Annotated in this window: 15 protein-coding genes and 1 riboswitch; of the genes, 9 read left to right on the forward strand and 6 right to left on the reverse strand. The window is 71.7% G+C overall.

The window, feature by feature from the left end; genetic code table 11:
• Positions 1-133: 133 nt before the first annotated feature.
• Positions 134-2998, forward strand: a complete 2865-nt coding sequence (locus tag ACLQ3B_RS15435) for an alpha/beta fold hydrolase (RefSeq protein WP_425781280.1) — start codon at positions 134-136, stop codon at positions 2996-2998.
• The gene (locus tag ACLQ3B_RS15440; RefSeq protein WP_425781282.1) at positions 2998-3864 is read left to right on the forward strand and encodes an ABC transporter permease; all 867 of its coding nucleotides are present in this window, start codon (positions 2998-3000) and stop codon (positions 3862-3864) included. Before ACLQ3B_RS15435 ends, ACLQ3B_RS15440 begins: the two co-directional genes overlap by 1 nt.
• 9 nt (positions 3865-3873) lie before the next feature.
• Here the strand turns inward: ACLQ3B_RS15440 and ACLQ3B_RS15445 are convergent, their stop codons facing one another.
• Positions 3874-4563: a DUF4232 domain-containing protein gene (locus tag ACLQ3B_RS15445; protein WP_425781284.1), complete on the reverse strand. Its 690-nt coding sequence runs from the start codon at positions 4561-4563 to the stop codon at positions 3874-3876.
• Between the two features lie 199 nt (positions 4564-4762).
• A complete protein-coding gene (locus ACLQ3B_RS15450) occupies positions 4763-5068 on the reverse strand; it encodes an ArsR/SmtB family transcription factor (RefSeq protein WP_425781286.1) in 306 nt (101 codons plus the stop codon).
• A 91-nt stretch (positions 5069-5159) separates the two neighbouring features.
• Between ACLQ3B_RS15450 and ACLQ3B_RS15455 the strand changes: the two genes are divergently transcribed.
• The 4 genes from ACLQ3B_RS15455 to paaN all read left to right on the forward strand — a co-directional run bounded on the left by ACLQ3B_RS15455 (position 5160) and on the right by paaN (position 10618).
• Positions 5160-6122: a DMT family transporter gene (locus tag ACLQ3B_RS15455; RefSeq protein WP_425781287.1), complete on the forward strand. Its 963-nt coding sequence runs from the start codon at positions 5160-5162 to the stop codon at positions 6120-6122.
• A gap of 68 nt (positions 6123-6190) precedes the next feature.
• Positions 6191-6326: riboswitch (SAM riboswitch) on the forward strand.
• Positions 6327-6336: 10 nt separating this feature from the next.
• Positions 6337-7623 (forward strand): threonine synthase, encoded by a 1287-nt coding sequence (gene thrC, locus ACLQ3B_RS15460; protein WP_425781289.1) that lies wholly within the window; start codon positions 6337-6339, stop codon positions 7621-7623.
• A 251-nt stretch (positions 7624-7874) separates the two neighbouring features.
• Positions 7875-8894, forward strand: coding sequence for a GNAT family N-acetyltransferase (locus ACLQ3B_RS15465; protein WP_425781290.1), 1020 nt, complete (start codon positions 7875-7877; stop codon positions 8892-8894).
• Between the two features lie 50 nt (positions 8895-8944).
• Positions 8945-10618, forward strand: coding sequence for a phenylacetic acid degradation protein PaaN (gene paaN / locus ACLQ3B_RS15470; RefSeq protein ID WP_425781292.1), 1674 nt, complete (start codon positions 8945-8947; stop codon positions 10616-10618).
• Between the two features lie 165 nt (positions 10619-10783).
• On the opposite strand, the gene ACLQ3B_RS15475 is transcribed toward paaN, so the two are convergent.
• Positions 10784-11314: a GNAT family N-acetyltransferase gene (locus ACLQ3B_RS15475; protein ID WP_425781294.1), complete on the reverse strand. Its 531-nt coding sequence runs from the start codon at positions 11312-11314 to the stop codon at positions 10784-10786.
• A gap of 213 nt (positions 11315-11527) precedes the next feature.
• Here ACLQ3B_RS15475 and ACLQ3B_RS15480 point away from each other — a divergent pair, with 213 nt between their 5' ends.
• The 3 genes from ACLQ3B_RS15480 (at position 11528) to groL (ending at position 14894) form a co-directional block, all read left to right on the forward strand.
• The gene (locus tag ACLQ3B_RS15480; RefSeq protein ID WP_091402914.1) at positions 11528-11731 is read left to right on the forward strand and encodes a cold-shock protein; all 204 of its coding nucleotides are present in this window, start codon (positions 11528-11530) and stop codon (positions 11729-11731) included.
• Positions 11732-11826: 95 nt separating this feature from the next.
• A complete protein-coding gene (locus tag ACLQ3B_RS15485; RefSeq protein WP_425781296.1) occupies positions 11827-12999 on the forward strand; it encodes a hypothetical protein in 1173 nt (390 codons plus the stop codon).
• Between the two features lie 272 nt (positions 13000-13271).
• On the forward strand, positions 13272-14894 hold the full coding sequence (gene groL, locus ACLQ3B_RS15490; RefSeq protein WP_030490078.1) for a chaperonin GroEL: 1623 nt from the start codon (positions 13272-13274) through the stop codon (positions 14892-14894).
• Between the two features lie 58 nt (positions 14895-14952).
• On the opposite strand, the gene ACLQ3B_RS15495 is transcribed toward groL, so the two are convergent.
• The 3 genes from ACLQ3B_RS15495 to ACLQ3B_RS15505 all read right to left on the reverse strand — a co-directional run bounded on the left by ACLQ3B_RS15495 (position 14953) and on the right by ACLQ3B_RS15505 (position 18925).
• A complete protein-coding gene (locus ACLQ3B_RS15495) occupies positions 14953-15201 on the reverse strand; it encodes a hypothetical protein (RefSeq protein WP_425781298.1) in 249 nt (82 codons plus the stop codon).
• A 78-nt stretch (positions 15202-15279) separates the two neighbouring features.
• Entirely contained in the window at positions 15280-16215 is a 936-nt protein-coding gene (locus ACLQ3B_RS15500; RefSeq protein ID WP_425781300.1) for a GNAT family N-acetyltransferase, read from the reverse strand.
• 88 nt (positions 16216-16303) lie between these two features.
• Positions 16304-18925, reverse strand: coding sequence for a S8 family serine peptidase (locus ACLQ3B_RS15505; protein WP_425781302.1), 2622 nt, complete (start codon positions 18923-18925; stop codon positions 16304-16306).
• Between the last annotated feature and the right edge of the window lie 93 nt (positions 18926-19018).

A 19018-nucleotide genomic window follows, 5' to 3' on the forward strand; every position in this document is an offset into this window, starting at 1 on the left:
GATCCGAACTCAACTCGCTGTGCCGCGTCGGACGTTGCGCGCTCGCACCCCACTGCGCACCGATCGGGGCAACCGGACGGACGTACGGCCGATCTCAGCCAACGCTCAGGCTGCGGGCCGTACCGTGTGCCGCATGACATCGCCGTCGCCGGCCGCGTGGTTCCGGCGTGCCCTCCCCACCCGCCGTCGGGCGACCGCCGCCGCGGTGGTCGTCGTACTGTTGGCCGCCGCCGTGACCTGGGCGGTGTGGCCGCAGGGGCCGGGCGTACGCACCGAGAACGCGATGCTCACCGTCCGCTCCGGACCATCCGGTGACCAGCCGGTGGACCTGGACACCACCCTCTACCTGCCGGACGACGCATCGGCCGGTCGGAAGGTCCCGGCGGTGCTGCTCGCGCACGGGTTCGGCGGCACGAAGGAGTCGGTGCGCTCCGACGCGGAGGAGTTCGCCGGGCGCGGCTACGCGGTGCTCACCTGGACCGCCCGGGGTTTCGGCCGCAGCGGCGGTGAGATCCACCTGGACAACCCGGACTACGAGGTACGCGACGCGGAGCGCCTGCTGGACTGGCTGGCCACTCGACCGGAGGTGCGCACCGACGCCGCCGGTGACCCGAAGGTCGGTGTGGTCGGCGGCTCGTACGGCGGCGGGTTGGCGTTGCTGCTCGCCGCCCAGGACCGTCGGGTCGACGCGATCGTGCCCATGATCACTTGGAACGACCTGTCCCGCGCGTTCCTGCCGGAGAGCACCGGCGGCGCGCCGACCGAGGGTGTGTTCAAGAAGGGTTGGGCCGGCCTCTTCTTCGGTGGGGGCGGCAATGTCGGCTCCGGCCCGGCCGGGCTCTCCGGTGCGACCGCGGCCCAGCCGCAGGGCGCACCGGCGTCGGCCAACCCGCCCAGCCCCGAGCCGGGCGCCGGTCCGGGCACCGGCCCCGGTGGCGCCCCGACCGGTGCGGCCGACCCGTCCTGCGGACGGTTCGCCGCCGACGTGTGCGCCGCGTACCTCCGGATCGCCACCACCGGCCGCGCCGATCAGGCCGCCGTGGACCTGCTGCGCCGCTCCAGCCCGGCGGGTGTGCTGGACCGGATCAAGGCGCCCACCCTGCTGGTGCAGGGCGAGGCCGACACGCTCTTCCCGCTCGGCGAGGCGGATGCGAACGCGCGCGGCATCGCCGCCACCGGCACCCCGGTACGCGTCGCCTGGTTCACCGGCGGGCACGACGGCGGCAGTGGCCCCCGCTCGGACGAAGACCGGGTGAAGTTCCTGACCGTCCAGTGGCTCGACCACTACGTCAAGGGCGAGGGCGACGCGCCCGGTGACGACTTCACCTGGTCGCGGATCGCCGGCTTCGACGCGCTCGACCGGGGTCTCGTCGCCACCGGCTTCCGCCGGGCCGACTACCCGGGCCTGACCGGCAACGCCCGCCGGGAGGTGACGGTCACCGGTCCGGTGCAGCCCATCGCGAACCCGCCGAACGGCAACCCGGCCGCCATCTCCTCGATCCCGTTCGCGGGCGGGCTCGCCTCGCTGCTGGACGGGGTGGCCGGCGACGTGCCCGGCCAGCACGCCCAGTTCGAGTCGACCCCGCTGACCGAGGCGGTCGACGTGGCCGGTGCGCCCACCGTCACCCTGCGGGCCGCGTCACCGACAGGCGAGGCGGTGCTCTTCGTCAAGCTCTACGACGTCGACCCGGACGGCGCGGCCACCCTGCCGAACGGCTTGGTCGCCCCGATCCGGCTCACCGGCCTGCCGCAGCAGGTGCAGGACGCCCGCCCGGTCACCGTGACGCTGCCCGGGATCGTCCGCCGGGTCGAGGCCGGGCACCGGCTGCGGCTGGTGGTGGCCACCTCCGACCAGGCGTACACCACGCCCGCCGCGCCGACCGTCTACACGGTGGCGGCGGACGGCGCGGTCAGCCTGCCCACGGTCAGCGGTGAGCCGATCCCCACCGCGGCGACGATCTGGCGCTGGGTGCTTGCCGGCCTGCTCGCCGCCATCGTGATCGGGCTCGTCGTGGTCGTCGCCCTGGTTCGCCGCCGGCACCGCCGACAGGACCGGTCGGTGCATCCGGAGTACGCGGACACACCGCTGGCCGTGCGCGCGCTGCGCAAGGAGTACGCGGACGGCTTCGTCGCCGTGTCGAACGTGGACTTCGAGGTGCACCCGGGTCAGGTGGTGGGTCTGCTCGGGCCGAACGGCGCCGGCAAGACCACCACCCTGCGGGTGCTGATGGGGCTGACCCAGCCGACCGCCGGGGAGATCTACGTCTTCGGTCGTCGGCTGGTGCCCGGCTCGCCTGTGCTGTCCCGGATCGGGGCGCTCGTGGAGGGGCCGGGTTTCCTGCCGCACCTGTCCGGTCTGGACAACCTGAAGGCGTACTGGCGGGCCACCGGACGGCCCTGGGAGGACGCCCAGTTCGACGCGGCGCTGGAGATCGCCGGGCTGGGTGACTCCGTGCACCGGAGGATCAAGAACTACAGCCACGGCATGCGCCAGCGTCTCGCCATCGCACAGGCCATGCTCGGCCTCCCCGAACTGCTGGTGTTGGACGAGCCGACCGACGGGCTCGACCCGCCGCAGATCGCCGAGATGCGCCGGGTGCTCCAGCGGTACGCCACCGACGGTCGGGCGGTGCTGGTCTCCAGTCACCTGCTGGCCGAGGTGGAGCAGACGTGCACGCACGCGGTGGTGGTGAACAAGGGCCGGATCGTGGCGTCCGGGCCGGTGGAGGAGATCGTGGGCGAGTCGCCAAGCGTGCTCTTCGACGTCAGCGACCCGGTGGCGGCGCGGGCGGTGCTGGACCGGCTGCACGGGGTTCGCGTGTTGCCGGAGAGCGACGGCCAACTGGTGGTCGACACCAACGGCACGGCCCGCAGCGAGGTGGTGGCGGAGCTGGTGCGCGCCGGCATCGGGGTGGACCGGGTGGTGCCTCGGCGGCGCCTGGAGGACGCGTTCCTCGCCCTGGTGGGCGAGAACTCTCGGGGAAGCGGTGACCGGTGATGGCTGTTACTGACGCGGGGGAGGCCCGCGGCTACCGGCCGTCGGCCACCATGCCGTTCGCGGCGGAGTTCCGGCGGCAGGCGTCCCGACGGCGGACCCAGTTGGCGCTCGGCTTCATGGTGCTGCTGCCGCTGATCATCCTGATCGCGTTCCAGTTCAACTCCGGCGGCGACGACGACAACGGCAACAACGAGTTCGCCAGCCTGGTCGACCTGGCCACCTCCGGTGGGCTCAACTTCACCCTGTTCTCGATCTTCGTGTCGGCGTCGTTCCTGTTGGTGGTGGTCGTCGCGCTGTTCTGCGGCGACACGGTGGCCAGCGAGGCGAGCTGGGGCAGCCTGCGGTATCTGCTGGCGATCCCGGTGCCCCGGGCGCGGTTGCTGACGGTGAAGCTGGTGGTCGCGCTCGCGTACTCGGGGCTGGCCCTGCTGCTATTGGCGGGCACCGCGTTACTGGCCGGCACCCTGCGCTACGGCTGGTCACCGCTGCGCAGCACGGTCGCCGCCGAGCTGGAGCCGGGTGAGGGGCTGCTCCGGCTGCTGGCCGTGCTCGGCTACCTGGCCGTCGTACTCCTGGTGGTGGCCGGCCTGGCGTTCCTGCTGTCGGTGACGACGGACGCCGCGCTCGGCGCGGTCGGTGGCGCGGTTCTGCTCTGGATCCTGTCCAGCATCCTCGACCAGATCACCGCCCTGGGCGCGCTGCGGGACTTCCTGCCCACCCACTTCAGCACCGCCTGGCTGGGTCTGCTGTCCACTCCGGTGCAGACCGACGACGTGGTGCGGGGCTGCATCTCGGCGATCAGCTACGCGACGCTGTTCTGGGGTCTGGCGTTCTGGCGCTTCACCCGCAAGGACATCACGTCGTAGCGGGTTGGCTCACAGCACGCTGTCGGGTGGGCTCACCGACGACGGCACCGCGCTCGGTGTCGGCGGCGGGGCCGGCCGGGTCGGCACCGGCGTGGACGGGTCGGCCTTCTTCCAGGCGCTGACGCCGATCCGGCCGGTGTTGCCAAGGTCGATCGGCCCGTCCGGGTCGACCTCTTCGGCCGGCTGCCCGGCAGCGGGCGCCACCGTCAGGAACTCACCGTTGGTGGCCACCACTGTCGAGTCGGTGACCAGGTTGCGCCAGAGCACCACAGCGGTGGCCCGCTCCCCGGTGGCGAGGGTGACCGGTCGGGGTGGTTGGTCGAAGCCCGAGGTGATCTCCTTCGCGCCGTTGACCACCCGCAGCAGGACCGGCTCGCGCGCCTCGTCGAACACGTGCAGCACCGGATACCCGTTGAGCTGGTAGGGGTGGTCAGCACAGTTGACCAACTCCAGGCCGAGGGCGCGCAGGCCCATGGCGGCGTCTCCGCCGGTCGACCGGATCCGAACGCCGCTGGCCGGGCACTCGACGCTCCCCGACGGACTTGCGGCGGTGGTGGGCGCGGTACGTGGTCGCGGGCCGTCCTGGCCGCGATGGTCGCCAGGCAGACACGCGCCGAGAGTGAGCGCCGCCGTGAACGCGGTGACAGTCGCGGACGCCGTGCTGCCCCGTCGCCGCGCCGCCGTCCCCCGAGAGATCATCCGTCGATCCTCGCCCACAAGGAAACCACCCGTCGCCCCACCCCCACCCCGGCCTCGCCCGCGCCGATCTTGCAGTTTCGGTCGCCGGGACGCACGGCAGGCCCACCCCGTCGATCATGGAGTTGTGGTGCCTGTTTTGGTGCCGAGCGGGCGCTTTGTCACCCACCACAACTCCTTGATCGACGGGGTTGTGTGGGGGTCAGGTTGGCGGGTGTTGGGTTAGGACCGCGTCTAGGAGGCCGGGGTAGAGCTTGTCCAGCTCGTCTCGGCGGAGCCGGACCAGGCGGCTGGTGCCGGCGGCCCTGGTCCGGGTCAGGCCCGCCTCGCGCAGCACCTTCAGGTGGTGGCTCCGGGTCGCCTTGGAGACGCCGAAGTCGAAGCTGCCGCAGGCGGACTCGCCGCCCTCGGCGAGCGCCCGGACGATCTGTAGCCGCACGTCGTCGGCGAGTGCGGCCAACACGTTGGTGACCGGTACGGCGGTCAGGTCGGGCTCGTGCGGCTCCATGTGACCAGTGTAACCCTTGTTCGACAATCATCGAACAACACCCTATGGTCGGTGTCGTTGGTTCGATGATACTCGAACATTGGAGTTACCAATGCGATCCCGCGCCACCGCATACCCACTGATCGCCGTGCTCGGCTGGGGCGTGATGTTCCCGATCCTGGCCAGCGCGCTCAACCGGGTCGACCCGCTCAACCTGACCACCGCGCGCTACCTGCTGGCCGCCGCCGTCCTGGTCGCCATCCTGTTGCTGCGCGAGGGGGCCGGCGCGCTGCGGCACGGCGGCCGGGCGATGGAGGTGGTGGTGCTCGGGGTGGTCGGCTTCGCGGGCTTCAACCTGCTCACCAACCTGGCGCTCGAACACGCCGCCCCGCAGCAGATCTCACTCTTCGTGGCCACCACTCCGGTGATCACCCAGCTCGTCCGCTGGGCGCGCGACGGCGTACGCCCGAAGCCGCTCCTGCTGGCCCTCTCCCTGGTGGCGCTCCTCGGCGTCGGCCTGGTGATCACGCGCGGGAGTCTGGCCGGACTCGGCCAGTTCGGCCTCGGCGGGCTGATGATGATCGGCGCGGTACTCGGCTGGGGCATCTACACCCACGGCGCCAGCCGGTTCGGTGAATGGTCGCCGCTGCGCTTCACCACCCTGACCGCGCTCGCCGGCACGGCCGCCATGCTCGTCCTGAGCATCGGCGCCGACGCCGTCGGCTGGCAGCACGCGCCGGCCGCCGCCGACCTCGTGGCGGTCACCCCGCAGCTGGCGTACGCCGTGCTGGTGGGCGCCGTGATCGCGGTCCTGGCCTGGAACACAGGCGTGCAACGACTCGGCGCCGCCAACGCCGCGCTGTTCATGAACCTGGTCCCGGTGACCACCTTCGCGGTGCAGATCGCCCGCGGCTACCGCCCGGAGCCGGTGGAACTGGTCGGGGCCGCCATCACGATCGCCGCCCTGATCGCCGCGAACCTCGCAGCCCGTCCCCGGACCACGTCGCTGCCCCAGGCGAGCGCGGTCACGGACCCGATCGCGGTGACCGACCCCATGGCCGTGAGTGCTCGCTGACCCACTCCCTGGGATCAGCGGTAGCAGCGGTCGACAGCGTTGTCCTAGACTCGACGGCACAACTGAATACCTCATCCAGAGGGGCTGAGGGATACGGCCCGACGACGCCCCGGCAACCACCCCGCGCGCTCACCGCTGAGCGACCCGCGGGGCAGGTGCCAATTCCGTCCCCGCCGCACCGTGCGATGCGGGGAAAGATGAGAGGACTCTCGACATGACGTCGACGCTCGTCACCTCCGGCATTGACACCTCTGCCAGCCCCGCCCGCGCCCTGGTCTGCCGTGCCTGTTCGGCCCGCTACCCGCTCGCCGCCCAGCACGCCTGTTACGAGTGTTTCGGCCCGCTGGAAGTCGACTACGACACCGCAGCGCTGGCCACCGTGACCCGCGAGCAGATCGAGGCCGGCCCGAACAACATCTGGCGGTACGCCGCCCTGCTCCCCGCCGGTCAGGACCCGGCCAGCCGGGTCACCCTCGACCCGGGGCTGACCCCGCTGGTGGCGGCCCCGCACCTCGCCACCGAGCTGGGCATCACCGCGCCGCTCTGGGTCAAGGACGACAGCGCCAACCCCACCCACTCGTTCAAGGACCGGGTCGTCTCGGTGGCGCTCACCGCCGCCAAGGCGCTCGGCTTCACCCGGTTCGCCTGCGCGTCGACAGGCAACCTGGCCAACTCGGTGGCCGCCCACGCCGCCCGCGCGGGCGTGCCCTCGGTGGTCTTCATCCCCAGCGACCTGGAGCAGGGCAAGGTCATCACCACCGCCGTCTACGGCGGCGAGCTGGTCGCCATCGACGGCTCGTACGACGACGTCAACCGGCTCTGCGGCGAGCTGGTGGAGACCGACGAATTCGAGGACACCGCGTTCGTCAACGTGAACGTCCGGCCGTACTACGCGGAGGGCTCCAAGACCCTCGGCTACGAGGTCGCCGAGCAGCTCGGCTGGCGGATCCCGGCGCAGGTGGTCATTCCGATGGCCAGCGGCGAGCTGCTCACCAAGATTGACAAGGCGTTCTCCGAGCTGGTCGAGATCGGCCTGGTCGAGGCGCCGGCCGGCGGCTGGAAGGTCTTCGGTGCGCAGTCGGCCGGCTGCAACCCGATCGCCACCGCCCTGCACGCCGAGACCGACACGATCATCCCGGTCAAGCCGACAGGCATCGCCAAGTCGCTAAACATCGGCGACCCGGCGGCCGGCCTCTACGCCCTGGAGGCGGTCCGCCGCACCGGCGGTTGGATGGAGTACGCCGACGACGACGAGATCCGTGCGGGCATCCGCGATCTGGCGCGTACCACAGGTGTCTTCGCTGAAACCGCAGGTGGGGTGACGGTGGCCGTGCTGCGCAAGCTTGTCGAGTCCGGTCGGCTCGACCCGACGGCCGAGACCGTCGTGTTCAACACCGGAGAGGGTCTGAAGACCATCGACGCGGTGGCCGGCGAGGTCGGGCCGACCCATCACATCAAGCCCTCGCTGCGCGCCGCCCGCGACGCCGGTCTCCTCGGCTGACCCGGGGCCGAGTGGATCAGTCGGTAACTGGGTTTTCGCTGTGAGTGTGGAAAACCCGCCGCTACGGACTTGACGGCAGGAACCGGACGGCGCAAGATGCTCCGTGCGGGAGGGCATTTCGCCGAAGACTTTTGAAGTTCTTGCGACCCAACGCCGGAGGCGTTGTGCGAGTGTCCCTCCCGACCACGTCCGATCGGGCCAGCGATTAATTCGCTGGCCCGATCGCTTTTCCCGGGTGCAGGCTCAGCGGCATGAGCATCACGATCGCGTCGTTCGACGGCGCCGACCACACTTCGGTCGACGAGGCGTACCGGATCGGGGCGGCGGTCAACGACGCCGATCTGCCGGATCTGCCGCCCTTCTGCCGGCGGCGGTTCGACGCGCTGTTCCACACGCCGATGCCCGGCACCCGGTCGCTCTGGGCGCTGGCCCGACTGGACGGCGTGCCGGCCGGCTACCTTCAGCTGGGCCTACCGCAGCTCGACAACACCGACAACGCCAGCGCCGAGCTGAAGGTGCATCCCGAGCTGCGGCGCCGGGGCATCGGCCGGGCACTGCACGAGTACGGAGTGCGCCTGCTGCGCGAGCACGGCCGCAAGCGGGTCGTGGCACTCACCGTCTCCGCGCTGCCCGACGGGCCGGCCCGAAGCGTGGCGGGTGACGCGTTCGCCGCCTCGACCGGTGCGCAGGCCGCGTTGGTCGAGGTGCGTCGCCGGCTCGACGTCGACAAGATCGACCGGGTCGCCCTCCGGGCGGCACTCGCCGAGGCCCGGCCCCGAGCCGAGGGCTACCTGTCGGTCTGCTGGCGGGGTGCCACCCCGCAGGAGTATCTGACGGACATCGCCTACCTGGACGGCCGACTGATGATGGACGCGCCCCTGGGCGACGTGCAGTGGGAGCCGGAGCAGGTGGACGCCGAGCGCATCCGTGGAACCGAGCGGGCCTTGGAGGCCAAGGGCCGGCGGCGATACCACCTCGGGATGCGACACGAGGCATCCGGCCGGCTGGTCGCCTGGACGCTGCTGGAGGTGGGCGCCTCCGCCGACTGGCACGCGTTCCAGCAGATCACCATCGTCGACCCGGCCCACCGTGGGCACCGGCTCGGCCTCATCGCCAAGGCGGAGAACCTGCACCACCTGCTGACCCACGAGCCGGCGGTACGGAGCATCGACACCATCAACGCCGCCAGCAACAGCTACATGGTGGCGATCAACGAGCAGCTCGGCTTCCGCTCGGTGGACTCCTGGACCGACTGGCAGCTCACCCTCTGACAGGTATCGGCGCTACTGCTCACGGTGGGTCCTCAGGCATGATTGCGGGCATGACGGAGACCCCGCATCCCCTGTACGACAGGCACGCCGACACCCTCAACCGTGCGCTGACCGCGATCACGGAGCGGGGCTACTGGTCCGCCTACCCCGAATCCCCCAGCCCTCGGGTCTACGGCGAGACCGCCGCCGCCGACGGTAAGGCCGCCTTCGAGGCGTACCTCGGTGGTGACTTTCCGCTCGACCAACCCGGCGCGGGCGCGCGGGTCGCCACCGAGACGAGCCCGTTCGGGGTGGAGTTGGCGGTGCGGTACCCGCACGCCGGCCCCGGCGAGCTTGTCGACGCCGCCTCCGCCGCGCTGCCGGCGTGGCGCGACGCCGGCCCGCAGGCCCGGGTGGGCGTCTGCCTGGAGATCCTCGACCGGCTGCACAAGCACATCTTCGAGCTGGCCAACGCGGTGCAGTTCACCAGCGGGCAGGCGTTCGTGATGGCCTTCCAGGCCGGCGGCGCACACGCGTTGGACCGGGCGTTGGAAGCGCTGGCGTACGCGTACGCCGAGATGACCCGGCACCCGGGCACGGCGGGCTGGGAGAAGGCCGCCGGCAAGGGCGACCCGCTGCGGATGACCAAGACGTTCCACGTGGTGCCGCGTGGGGTGGCGCTGGTGATCGGCTGCAACACCTTCCCGACCTGGAACTCGTACCCCGGGCTGTTCGCCTCGCTGGTCACCGGCAACCCGGTGATCGTCAAGCCGCACCCGCGCGCGGTGCTGCCGCTGGCCATCACCGTGAAGTACGCCCGGGAGGTGCTCGCCGAGGCCGGGTTCGACAGGAACCTGATCATGCTGGCGGCCGAGGCGCCCGGTGAGAAACTCGCCAGCGACCTGGCCCTGCACCGCTCCATCCGGATCGTCGACTTCACCGGCTCCACCGAGTACGGCGACTGGTTGGAGACGCACGCCCGGCAGGCGTCGGTCTACACCGAGAAGGCCGGCCTCAACACCGTCGTCATCGACTCCACCGACGACTTCGCCGGCATGTGCCGCAACCTCGGGTTCACGCTGACCCTCTACAGCGGTCAGATGTGCACCACCTCGCAGAACATCCTCATCCCCGCCGGGGGCATCGAGACCGACCAGGGGCACAAGAGCTTCGACGAGGTGGCCGGCGGGATCGCCGCCGCCGTCGGCAAGCTCACCGCCGACCCGGCCCGAGGCGTCGAGCTGACCGGCGCCATCGTCAACGACGGGGTGCTGGAGCGGCTGGCCGAGGTGACGAAGGTCGGCGAGCCGGTGCTGGAGTCGCGGACCGTGGCCCACCCGTCGTACGCCGACGCGGTGGTGCGTACCCCGACGATCGTGAAGCTGACCGCGGACGACGCGGAGACGTACGGCCGGGAGTGGTTCGGGCCGATCTCGTTCGCCATCGCGACCGACTCCACCGCACACAGCCTCGAGCTGCTGCGCCGGACGGTCGGCGAGAAGGGCGCGCTGACCGCCGGGGTCTACTCGACCGACGAGGCGGTGCTGGACGCGACCGAGGCGGTCGCGGTCGAGGTCGGGGTGCACCTGTCCTGCAACCTCACAGGTGGTGTCTTCGTCAACCAGTCGGCGGCGTTCTCCGACTTCCACGGCAGTGGGGCCAACGCGGCGGCCAACTCGGCGTTGACCGATGGGGCTTACGTGGCCAACCGGTTCCGGATCGTTCAGTCGCGGCGGCACGTGTAGTGGTTGCGGTGGGGGTTTCCGGGGCAGCCCGACCCGCTCCGGGCGGTCAGGCTTGATCCCTGCGCGGGTCGGGCTGCCCCGGAAACCCTTTGTGGGCACGGCGGTGGCGTCGCTGCCGGCTTTTTTAGGGCATCTCAGTGGCTCTGCCTTGGGATGAGTTCTCTGTCAGGCTGGTCGGCGCATCTGTAGTTCGTTCAGGGCTGGGATGGTGGGGTGGGGGACCCGTACGCCGGTGTCCTTGAAGCCGAGCCGCTGGTAGGCCCGGTAGGCGCGGTCGTTGCCGACCACCACCTCCAGCAGCAGTTCCGGTCGGCCACACGCCCGGGACCAGTCGGCCACCCCGTCGATCAGGTCGCCGAGAAGGCCGCTGCCCCGCCAGGTCGGCGTGACGTACACGGCGTAGATGACGGTCAGCCCGGGCTCGTCCGGGGTGACCGTGCCACCGGCGTGCCCGACCAGTCGGCCGCCCGGGTCCGCGACGAACTGCGCGTTGTTCGGGCCGGCCGAGGTGTACGCGACCCGGGCGGCGAACTCGTTGTGTGGTCGGGCCGCCGCGTCCGCCAGGGTCTCCAGGAAGGCCAACGGCGCGTCGGCCAGCATCTCCAGGCGCAGCGCCCGCATCCGGGCGGCGTCCGCTGGCCGGACCCGGCGGATCTCGGCGAGCCGCCGGGCCGGCGAGCCCAGTTCGGTGGTCATGTCCGCATGCCTACCACAGGGAATTGACGCCGTTGGTCACCCCCGAAGTGTGTCCGATTTGTGGCCGTGCGCGGCCGTCACTGCTCGTGTAGCGTGCGATTTCGGTCACCTACTTCAATGGCGGTCATCGATCGCTGAGTCGGTGATCCGCAGGTGTGCGGCCGTGCCGTGCGCCGGGTCAGGCAACGCCGCGCAGAGTGAGGGAAGTGCACCGTGGCACAGGGCTCCGTGAAGTGGTTCAACGCCGAGAAGGGCTACGGCTTCATCGCCGTCGACGGCGGTCAGGACGTGTTCGTCCACTTCTCCGCGATCGAGATGGACGGTTACAAGGCGCTGGACGACGGTCAGCGAGTCGAGTTCGAGATCACCCAGGGCCAGAAGGGTCCGCAGGCAGAGCACGTACGCGTCATCGGCTGAGCTTCCCGGCCGATCGGCCCCGTGAGTCGGGGCTGCGGCAGGGGCGCGCAGCCGGGAAGATCGTGAACCGTTCCAGCCAATGCCGAGGAGCGTTCATGACCGACCAGCCACCCCCGCCCACTCCGTCCTCCGGGTCGGGGGAGCCGGATCCCTCCGTCCCGTCCTCGCCCGCCGGCAACCCCGGCCACGCCGGTCCGCCGCCCGGCTGGGGGTCGGGCATGCCCCCGGCTGGCCCGCCCTCCGGTCCCGCCGGCCCGCCGTCCGGCTGGGATCCCGCGCAGGGGGCCTGGGGCGCGGCCCCGCCGCCGCAGGGCTGGGCGTTCCCGCCCACCGGGGGTTACCCGCCCGGGTCGGGTCCCTACGGCGGACAGCCGTGGTATCCGGGGCCGCCGGTCGGCTGGTACCCGCCGGGTTACGGGTTCGATCCGAACGACGCCCTGGTCACGCCGCCCGGCGCCGGCGTCGGCGGTTGGTTCAACAGGTGTGGGGGAGCGTTGCGCCGGGGCTGGCGGCAGTTGGTGCCGATCATGCTGCTCACCCAGGTGCTGCCGGCCGCGGTGCTCTCGGTGATCTCCCTCGGGCTGGACCCGTCGGCCAAGTGGGCCCCGCAGGCCGAATCGAGTGCGAGCCCGGTGCTGCCGGACAACTTCGTCGCCGATTTGCTGAGCCTTCTGGTCATCCTGATTGGTGGCAGCCTGCTGGTCGGGTTGGTGCAGGCCGTCGGGTGGGCCGCCGGCACCCGGGTGATCACCCAACAGGCGGCCGGTCAGCCGGTCGGCCTGGAGTCGGCGTTGCGCTACGGCCTGCGTCGGGCGCTCGGGCTGTGGGGCTGGACGCTGCTGGTCAGCCTGCTGATCGGCGTGGGCTTCTGCTTCTGCGTGCTGCCGGGCATCTACCTGACCTTCGCGCTGGCCATGGCCGGCCCGGTCTACCTCTTCGAACGCCACAACCCGATTGGTCGAGCGTTCCGGATGTTCCACGACCGGCTCGGTCTGCTGCTCGGACGGGTGGCCCTGGTGTTCCTGGCGGTCTTCGTCGGCACCCTGATCCCCGGTGTTCTGGAGGGGGTGGGCACCTCCGCCCTCGGAACGGACCCGTTCGCCTCGGCGGGTACTGCCGCCGGTGCGGTGGTGGTGATCGGGATCACCGCCGTGCTGGCCCTGCCGGCGCACCTCGCCCAGATGGTCGGTCTGCTGGTGACGTACGCGGAGCAGCGTGCCCATGAGGCGCCGGTGAACACCGCTGGACTGGCCGCGGAACTCGGCTGAGCGGGGGCATCGTGCTTGCACTCGGCAGGGGAGAGTGCTAAACAAGTCATTGGCACTCGCATACCGTGAGTGCCAATGGTCGGGACGGTGGGGCCAGGTTGCACCGGCGTGGAGACGCCGGGGCGGCACATGGCCGGTCGTCGCGGGCTATCCGGCCCGGCCGAAGGACGTCGTCGTCGCCAGGTGGCGACGTCCCAAGGTGCGTACACCAGGCGGCCCATCCGGGGCACACATCTCGGGTGGCCCGTGAGTGTCCAGGAGGACAACGCCGTATGGCCAAGATGATCGCTTTCGACGAAGAGGCTCGCCGCGGCCTCGAGCGGGGCATGAACCAGCTCGCCGACGCCGTAAAGGTGACCCTCGGCCCGAAGGGCCGCAACGTCGTGCTCGAGAAGAAGTGGGGTGCCCCCACCATCACCAACGATGGTGTGAGCATCGCCAAGGAGATCGAGCTCGAGGACCCGTACGAGAAGATCGGCGCTGAGCTGGTCAAGGAGGTCGCCAAGAAGACCGACGACGTCGCCGGTGACGGCACGACGACGGCGACCGTCCTGGCCCAGGCCCTGGTTCGCGAGGGCCTGCGCAACGTGGCCGCCGGCGCCAACCCGATGGCCCTGAAGCGGGGCATCGAGGCCGCGGTCGCGAGCGTCTCGGAGGAGCTGTCCAAGCTCGCCAAGGACGTCGAGACCAAGGAGCAGATCGCCTCCACCGCCTCCATCTCCGCTGGCGACAGCACCGTCGGCGAGATCATCGCCGAGGCGATGGACAAGGTCGGCAAGGAAGGCGTCATCACCGTCGAGGAGAGCAACACCTTCGGGCTGGAGCTTGAGCTCACCGAGGGTATGCGCTTCGACAAGGGCTACATCTCGGCCTACTTCATGACCGACCCGGAGCGTATGGAGGCCGTCTTCGACGACCCGTACATCCTGATCGCCAACAGCAAGATCTCGTCGGTGAAGGACCTGCTCCCGATCCTGGAGAAGGTCATGCAGTCGGGCAAGCCGCTGCTGATCATCGCCGAGGACCTGGAGGGCGAGGCCCTCGCCACCCTGGTGGTCAACAAGGTCCGTGGCACCTTCAAGTCGGTCGCCGTCAAGGCGCCGGGCTTCGGTGACCGCCGCAAGGCCATGCTGACCGACATCGCGATCCTCGCCGGTGGCCAGGTCATCAGCGAGGAGGTCGGCCTCAAGCTCGACGCCGCCAGCCTCGACATGCTGGGCCGCGCCCGCAAGGTCGTGGTGACCAAGGACGAGACCACCATCGTCGACGGTGCCGGTGACGCCGAGCAGATCCAGGGCCGGGTCAACCAGATCCGGGCCGAGATCGACAAGAGCGACTCCGACTACGACCGCGAGAAGCTGCAGGAGCGGCTGGCCAAGCTGGCCGGCGGCGTTGCGGTGATCAAGGTCGGCGCGGCCACCGAGGTCGAGCTCAAGGAGCGCAAGCACCGCATCGAGGACGCCGTTCGCAACGCGAAGGCCGCCGTCGAGGAGGGCATCGTCCCGGGTGGTGGCGTCGCGCTCGTGCAGGCCGGCAAGACCGCCTTCGACAAGCTCGACCTGGTCGGCGACGAGGCGACCGGTGCGAACATCGTCAAGGTCGCGCTGGACGCCCCGCTGCGGCAGATCGCCGTCAACGCCGGCCTTGAGGGCGGCGTCGTGGTGGAGAAGGTCCGTAACCTCGAAGCGGGTCACGGTCTGAACGCCGCCAACGGCGAGTACGTCGACCTGCTGGCCGCGGGCATCATCGACCCGGCCAAGGTGACGCGCTCCGCGCTGCAGAACGCCGCTTCCATCGCGGCGCTCTTCCTCACCACCGAGGCTGTTGTCGCGGACAAGCCGGAGAAGACCCCGGCTGCCCCGGCTGGCCCGGGTGGCGGGGACATGGACTTCTGAGTCCAGTTCCGACACACCGCACGGGGCGGGCCGCTGACGCGGTCCGCCCCGTTCGTCGTCAGGTCGGTAGTGGGCGCTGGTTGCGCCGTTTCTGTGCCCGGCTGTACGGCGGAAGCAGTTGGATCGGCGCGTCCACCATCTCCTGCGGCTCCTCGACCACCGCCGGCTCACCGTCGGTGGTCATCTCGGCGAGCTGTTCGGCGTCGCCGTAGTCGAGTCGGTCGAACGGCAGTTGGCCGGGGAGTTCGCCCACCGGTTTCCAGGTGATCGGCTGGCCGTCCTCGGTCTGGTTGTCATCCGTGGTCATGGCTGCCTCCTCTACCGAAACGGTAGGGGGCGTCGATGGCCGATGCGGGCGAATGGATCCATGTCCTGTTTGCCCCAGTTATGCCATCGGTAGGGTTCGCCGGTACAGGAAGAAGACCCGCTCGATCCAGGCACCCGCGCTGCCCGAATAGAACGGCACCGGCCCCACCCAGCCAATCTGTGCCCGGTCCAGCCCCGCCGCCCGCTGGTCGCGCAGGCAGCGCCGCAACAGCACCCCGCCGATGCCCGACCCCTCCGCGGCCGGCGCGGTGCCCATCGGCCCGAACCAACTCGGCCGGGACGACCCGTACGCGGCGAAGCCGAGCACCTCGCCGTCCCGCTCGGCCAGGTGGCAGCCGGCGTCGGCGCGCCCCACCGACCCGGTCAACTCGCCGTCCCACGTGCCACCGAAGGTGGACCGGGCGAAGGCCACCAGCGCCGGCAGGTCCGCCGGCTCCGCCCGGCGTACGGTGACGCCCTGGCCGGCCAGCCGCCGCTCCGCCACCTCGGTGGACCGCAGTGCCGGCGACCCGTCGTAGGACAGGTCCGCGGTCATGTTCCAGGCGGTCCGGTCCTGCTGGTAGCCGAGCGCGAGGGCGGCGCAGACCGCCGGCGTGTAGCGGACGTCGATGCCCGGCCACGCGTAGTACGGCGGATTCCCGGCCAGCAGCACCTCGGTCGCCCCCCGCTCGGCGAGCACCCGCTCGGCCCGCTGGAGCAGCGCCCGGCCGACGCCCCGACGCCGTTGATCCGGGAGGACCGCGACCAGGTCCACGTGCCCGATCCCCGGCTCGATCGACGACACCGAGCAGATCAGCACCCCGACCAGATCCGCGCCCCGGTACGCGCCCAGCCCGACCACGGGCCGCTCGGCGGTGGCCCGGGGCCAGAGCACATCCACGACGGAAGCCGCCTCGGCGGCGTCCTCGGGCAGGTCGAGAGCCTGCTGGCAGAGCTGTACGACGCTGGGGACCAGGTCGACGGCCAGCTCGGTGACGGTGATCTCGGCGTCCATGGTCGCCGACCCTAGATCACCGGGTGCGGGACCGCACCCCCGGCTCAGCGCTTCAGGAAGGAAACCTTCCAACTGCTGGGCGGCCCTCCTACTGCTGGGCTGCGCGAACGGCGGCGTAGGCGTCGACCTGGCCGGCGCCCGTCACGTTCGACGGAGCACCGCACGCGTCGGAGGGGCTGTCGGAGCGATAGGTGGGCGTCGCCGCCGTGGCGGTGTCCCGGAGGATCTGCCGGGTCCGGTTCACGTCGCCGACCAGCGCCGGGTTCGCCGACCACATCAGCGCGACCACTCCGGCGACCTGCGGGGTCGCCATCGACGTGCCCTCCAACGCGGCGTACGTGCCGCCCGGCATGGCCGACACCACGCCCACCCCCGGTGCCAGCACGTCCGGCTTGTTCGAACCGCCCGGCACCGGCCCGCGCGAGGAGAACTCGGCGACCCGCCGCTGGCGGTCCACCGCGCCCACGGTCAGCACGTCCGCGTACGGGGCGGGCGGATCGTCGATCGACGCGCACCACGGGCCGGTGTTGCCGGCCGCGGCGACCACGAAGATCCCGGCTGCGTCCAGTGCGGCGGTGGCCGGCCGCAGGACGCGCCTGTCGCAACCCTCGATGGGCGGGCAGCCCCACGAGTTGGTCAGCACCTGCGGGGCGCGCTCCGGGCGGCCGTCGGTGAACGGGTCGCCGCCGGCCGGGAAGGGCGCCAGCATGAACTGGAGACAGTCCAGGTAGTGCCCGGGGCTGCCGAGGTTGCGGTCCAGGTTGACGCAGCCCACCCACTGCGCGTCCGGTGCCACCCCGATGCCGTCCCGCCCGACCGCGCTGCCCACCGTGTGGGTGCCGTGCCCGCCCTGGTCGGTGGGGCTCCGGGTGCCGTCCCACGGGTCGTACCAGGAGTCGTCCCCACCGCGGAACCCGGCTCGTAGTGCCGGATGGGTGCCGTCCACCCCCGAATCGGAACTGCCGATCACGATGCCGGTGCCGGTGACCCGGAGTTGGGACCACACCCGGTCGGCGCCGATCTGACGGATGTTCCACTCCGGGCCGGTGGGCTTGGCCACGCTGCCGCGGTTCTGCCCGGCCGGGGCCGGCAGCGGGCGTAGTCGCTGGCTGACCAGCACCCGGGCCACCTCCGGTCGGCGGGCGAGCCATGCCCGCACCGCCGGGCCGCCGTCCACCTCGACGGCGTTGACCAGGTAGTACGACACCGGGTCGAGGCGCAGCCGGTTCAACCCTCGGAGCAGGTCGCCCTGGCTCTGCTCGGCGGTCGTCACGAGTCGCCGGTAGACCTCCGCCGCGCGGGCGTCCCGCCCGGCCCGACCCGACGCGCCGGCCGGAAGATCATTCAGGTCGGCCTGCGCGCGTAGGACCACGAACAGCCGCTCGCCGTACAGGCCCGGCTGGCCGGGGCCGAGGTCGACCACGCCGAAAGCCACAAGCAGCACCACGGCCGCGACCGCGGCGATCCGCCTGTTCGGGGTGCGTGCCGTCGGCCGGGCGAGCAGCACCGCGTACCCGATGGCCACCAGGACCGCGACGGCGAGCCCGGCGCCGGCGGCGGCCGCCACCCAGAACGGGACGTCGCGGGTGCCGACCAACAGCAGGGTGATCTCTTCCGGGTCGGTGAAGGCCAGCGGGCCGAGCGCGGCCAGGCCCACGAGCCAGCCGGTCGCCGTTCGGCCGGCACGCGTGGCCTCGGCCGGGTCGGCGGCGGCCGGGTCGGCGGCGGCCGGGTCGGCGGTGGCCGGGTCGGCGGCGGGCGGCCAGGTCGCGGCCCACAGCGCGGCCAGCGCGAAGCCCACCGGCGGCAGGGTCAGCAGGGCGGGCAACTGCGCTCCGGACTGGCCGGCCCCGGCCCCGAGCAGCAGCAGCGTCACCCCGGCGACCAGGCCGCCGACCAGCACCAGTCGGGCCGGCCGGGGCGGTCGCCCGACCGCGAACGGGGACCAGAAGGGCGCACCCAGCAGAGTCGCGGCCAGCATCCCGAACGCGGCGGCCGCCAGCAGCGCGAGTGTGGTCTCCAGGAGGCCGCCGAGCGCGCCGAGCCAGGCCCACGGCAGCAGCACCGCCAACCCGGCGGCGATCGCGAGCAGCGGCACCGGCCCGAGCCGGCGCGGGCGTCGCCGGGGTTCGACAGGCGTCGGGCTCCCGGTGGCTTCGGGCCGTGTGGCGTGGCCGGCGTCGGTGGCCTCGGGCGGTGTGGCGTGGCCGGCGTCGGTGGCCTCGGGCCGCGTGGCCTCGCCGTCGCCGATGGGTGCCGGGCCGTCGACCGGGCCAACCCGTCGGGGGTACGCCCACCGGCGCGCCGACCAGCGCACGGCGAGCGCGCCGAGCAACGCCGTGCCGGCCAGCGCGGCGAGGTACGCCTCGTGGTGCACCGGTGGCACGACCCGCAGCAGTGTGAGCACGCCAAGGGCGAGTGCCCCGATCAGCCAGGCCCGCCCGGTGGCCCGGACCGCAGCAGACCGGGGGAGCAGCGCCAGCAGCAGGGCGGGTGTGCCCACCAACACGAAGGTGGTCAGGCCGAGCACCGGCCAGAGCCAGCCGATCCGGTCCCGCCCGAAGCCCAGCAGCAACTGATCGGTGAGCCAACCACCGGTCTGGGCGCTCACGGTGACCGCGACGGTCCAGCAGCCAATCAGCACGGCCGCGACCACCGGCCACGGGGAGGTGCGGGCGCTGGGTCCGGGATGCCCGGGTTGACCTTGCATCCGAGAACCTTACGACTGTCTTGAACGGTTTTGGCGCGACCGTCGCGTTGTCGGTCCACTGGCAAAGTGGCACTGCAGTCCGACGCGAGGAAG

It is taken from the genome of Micromonospora sp. DT53 (assembly GCF_049841535.1).
Taxonomy (GTDB): Bacteria; Actinomycetota; Actinomycetes; order Mycobacteriales; family Micromonosporaceae; genus Micromonospora.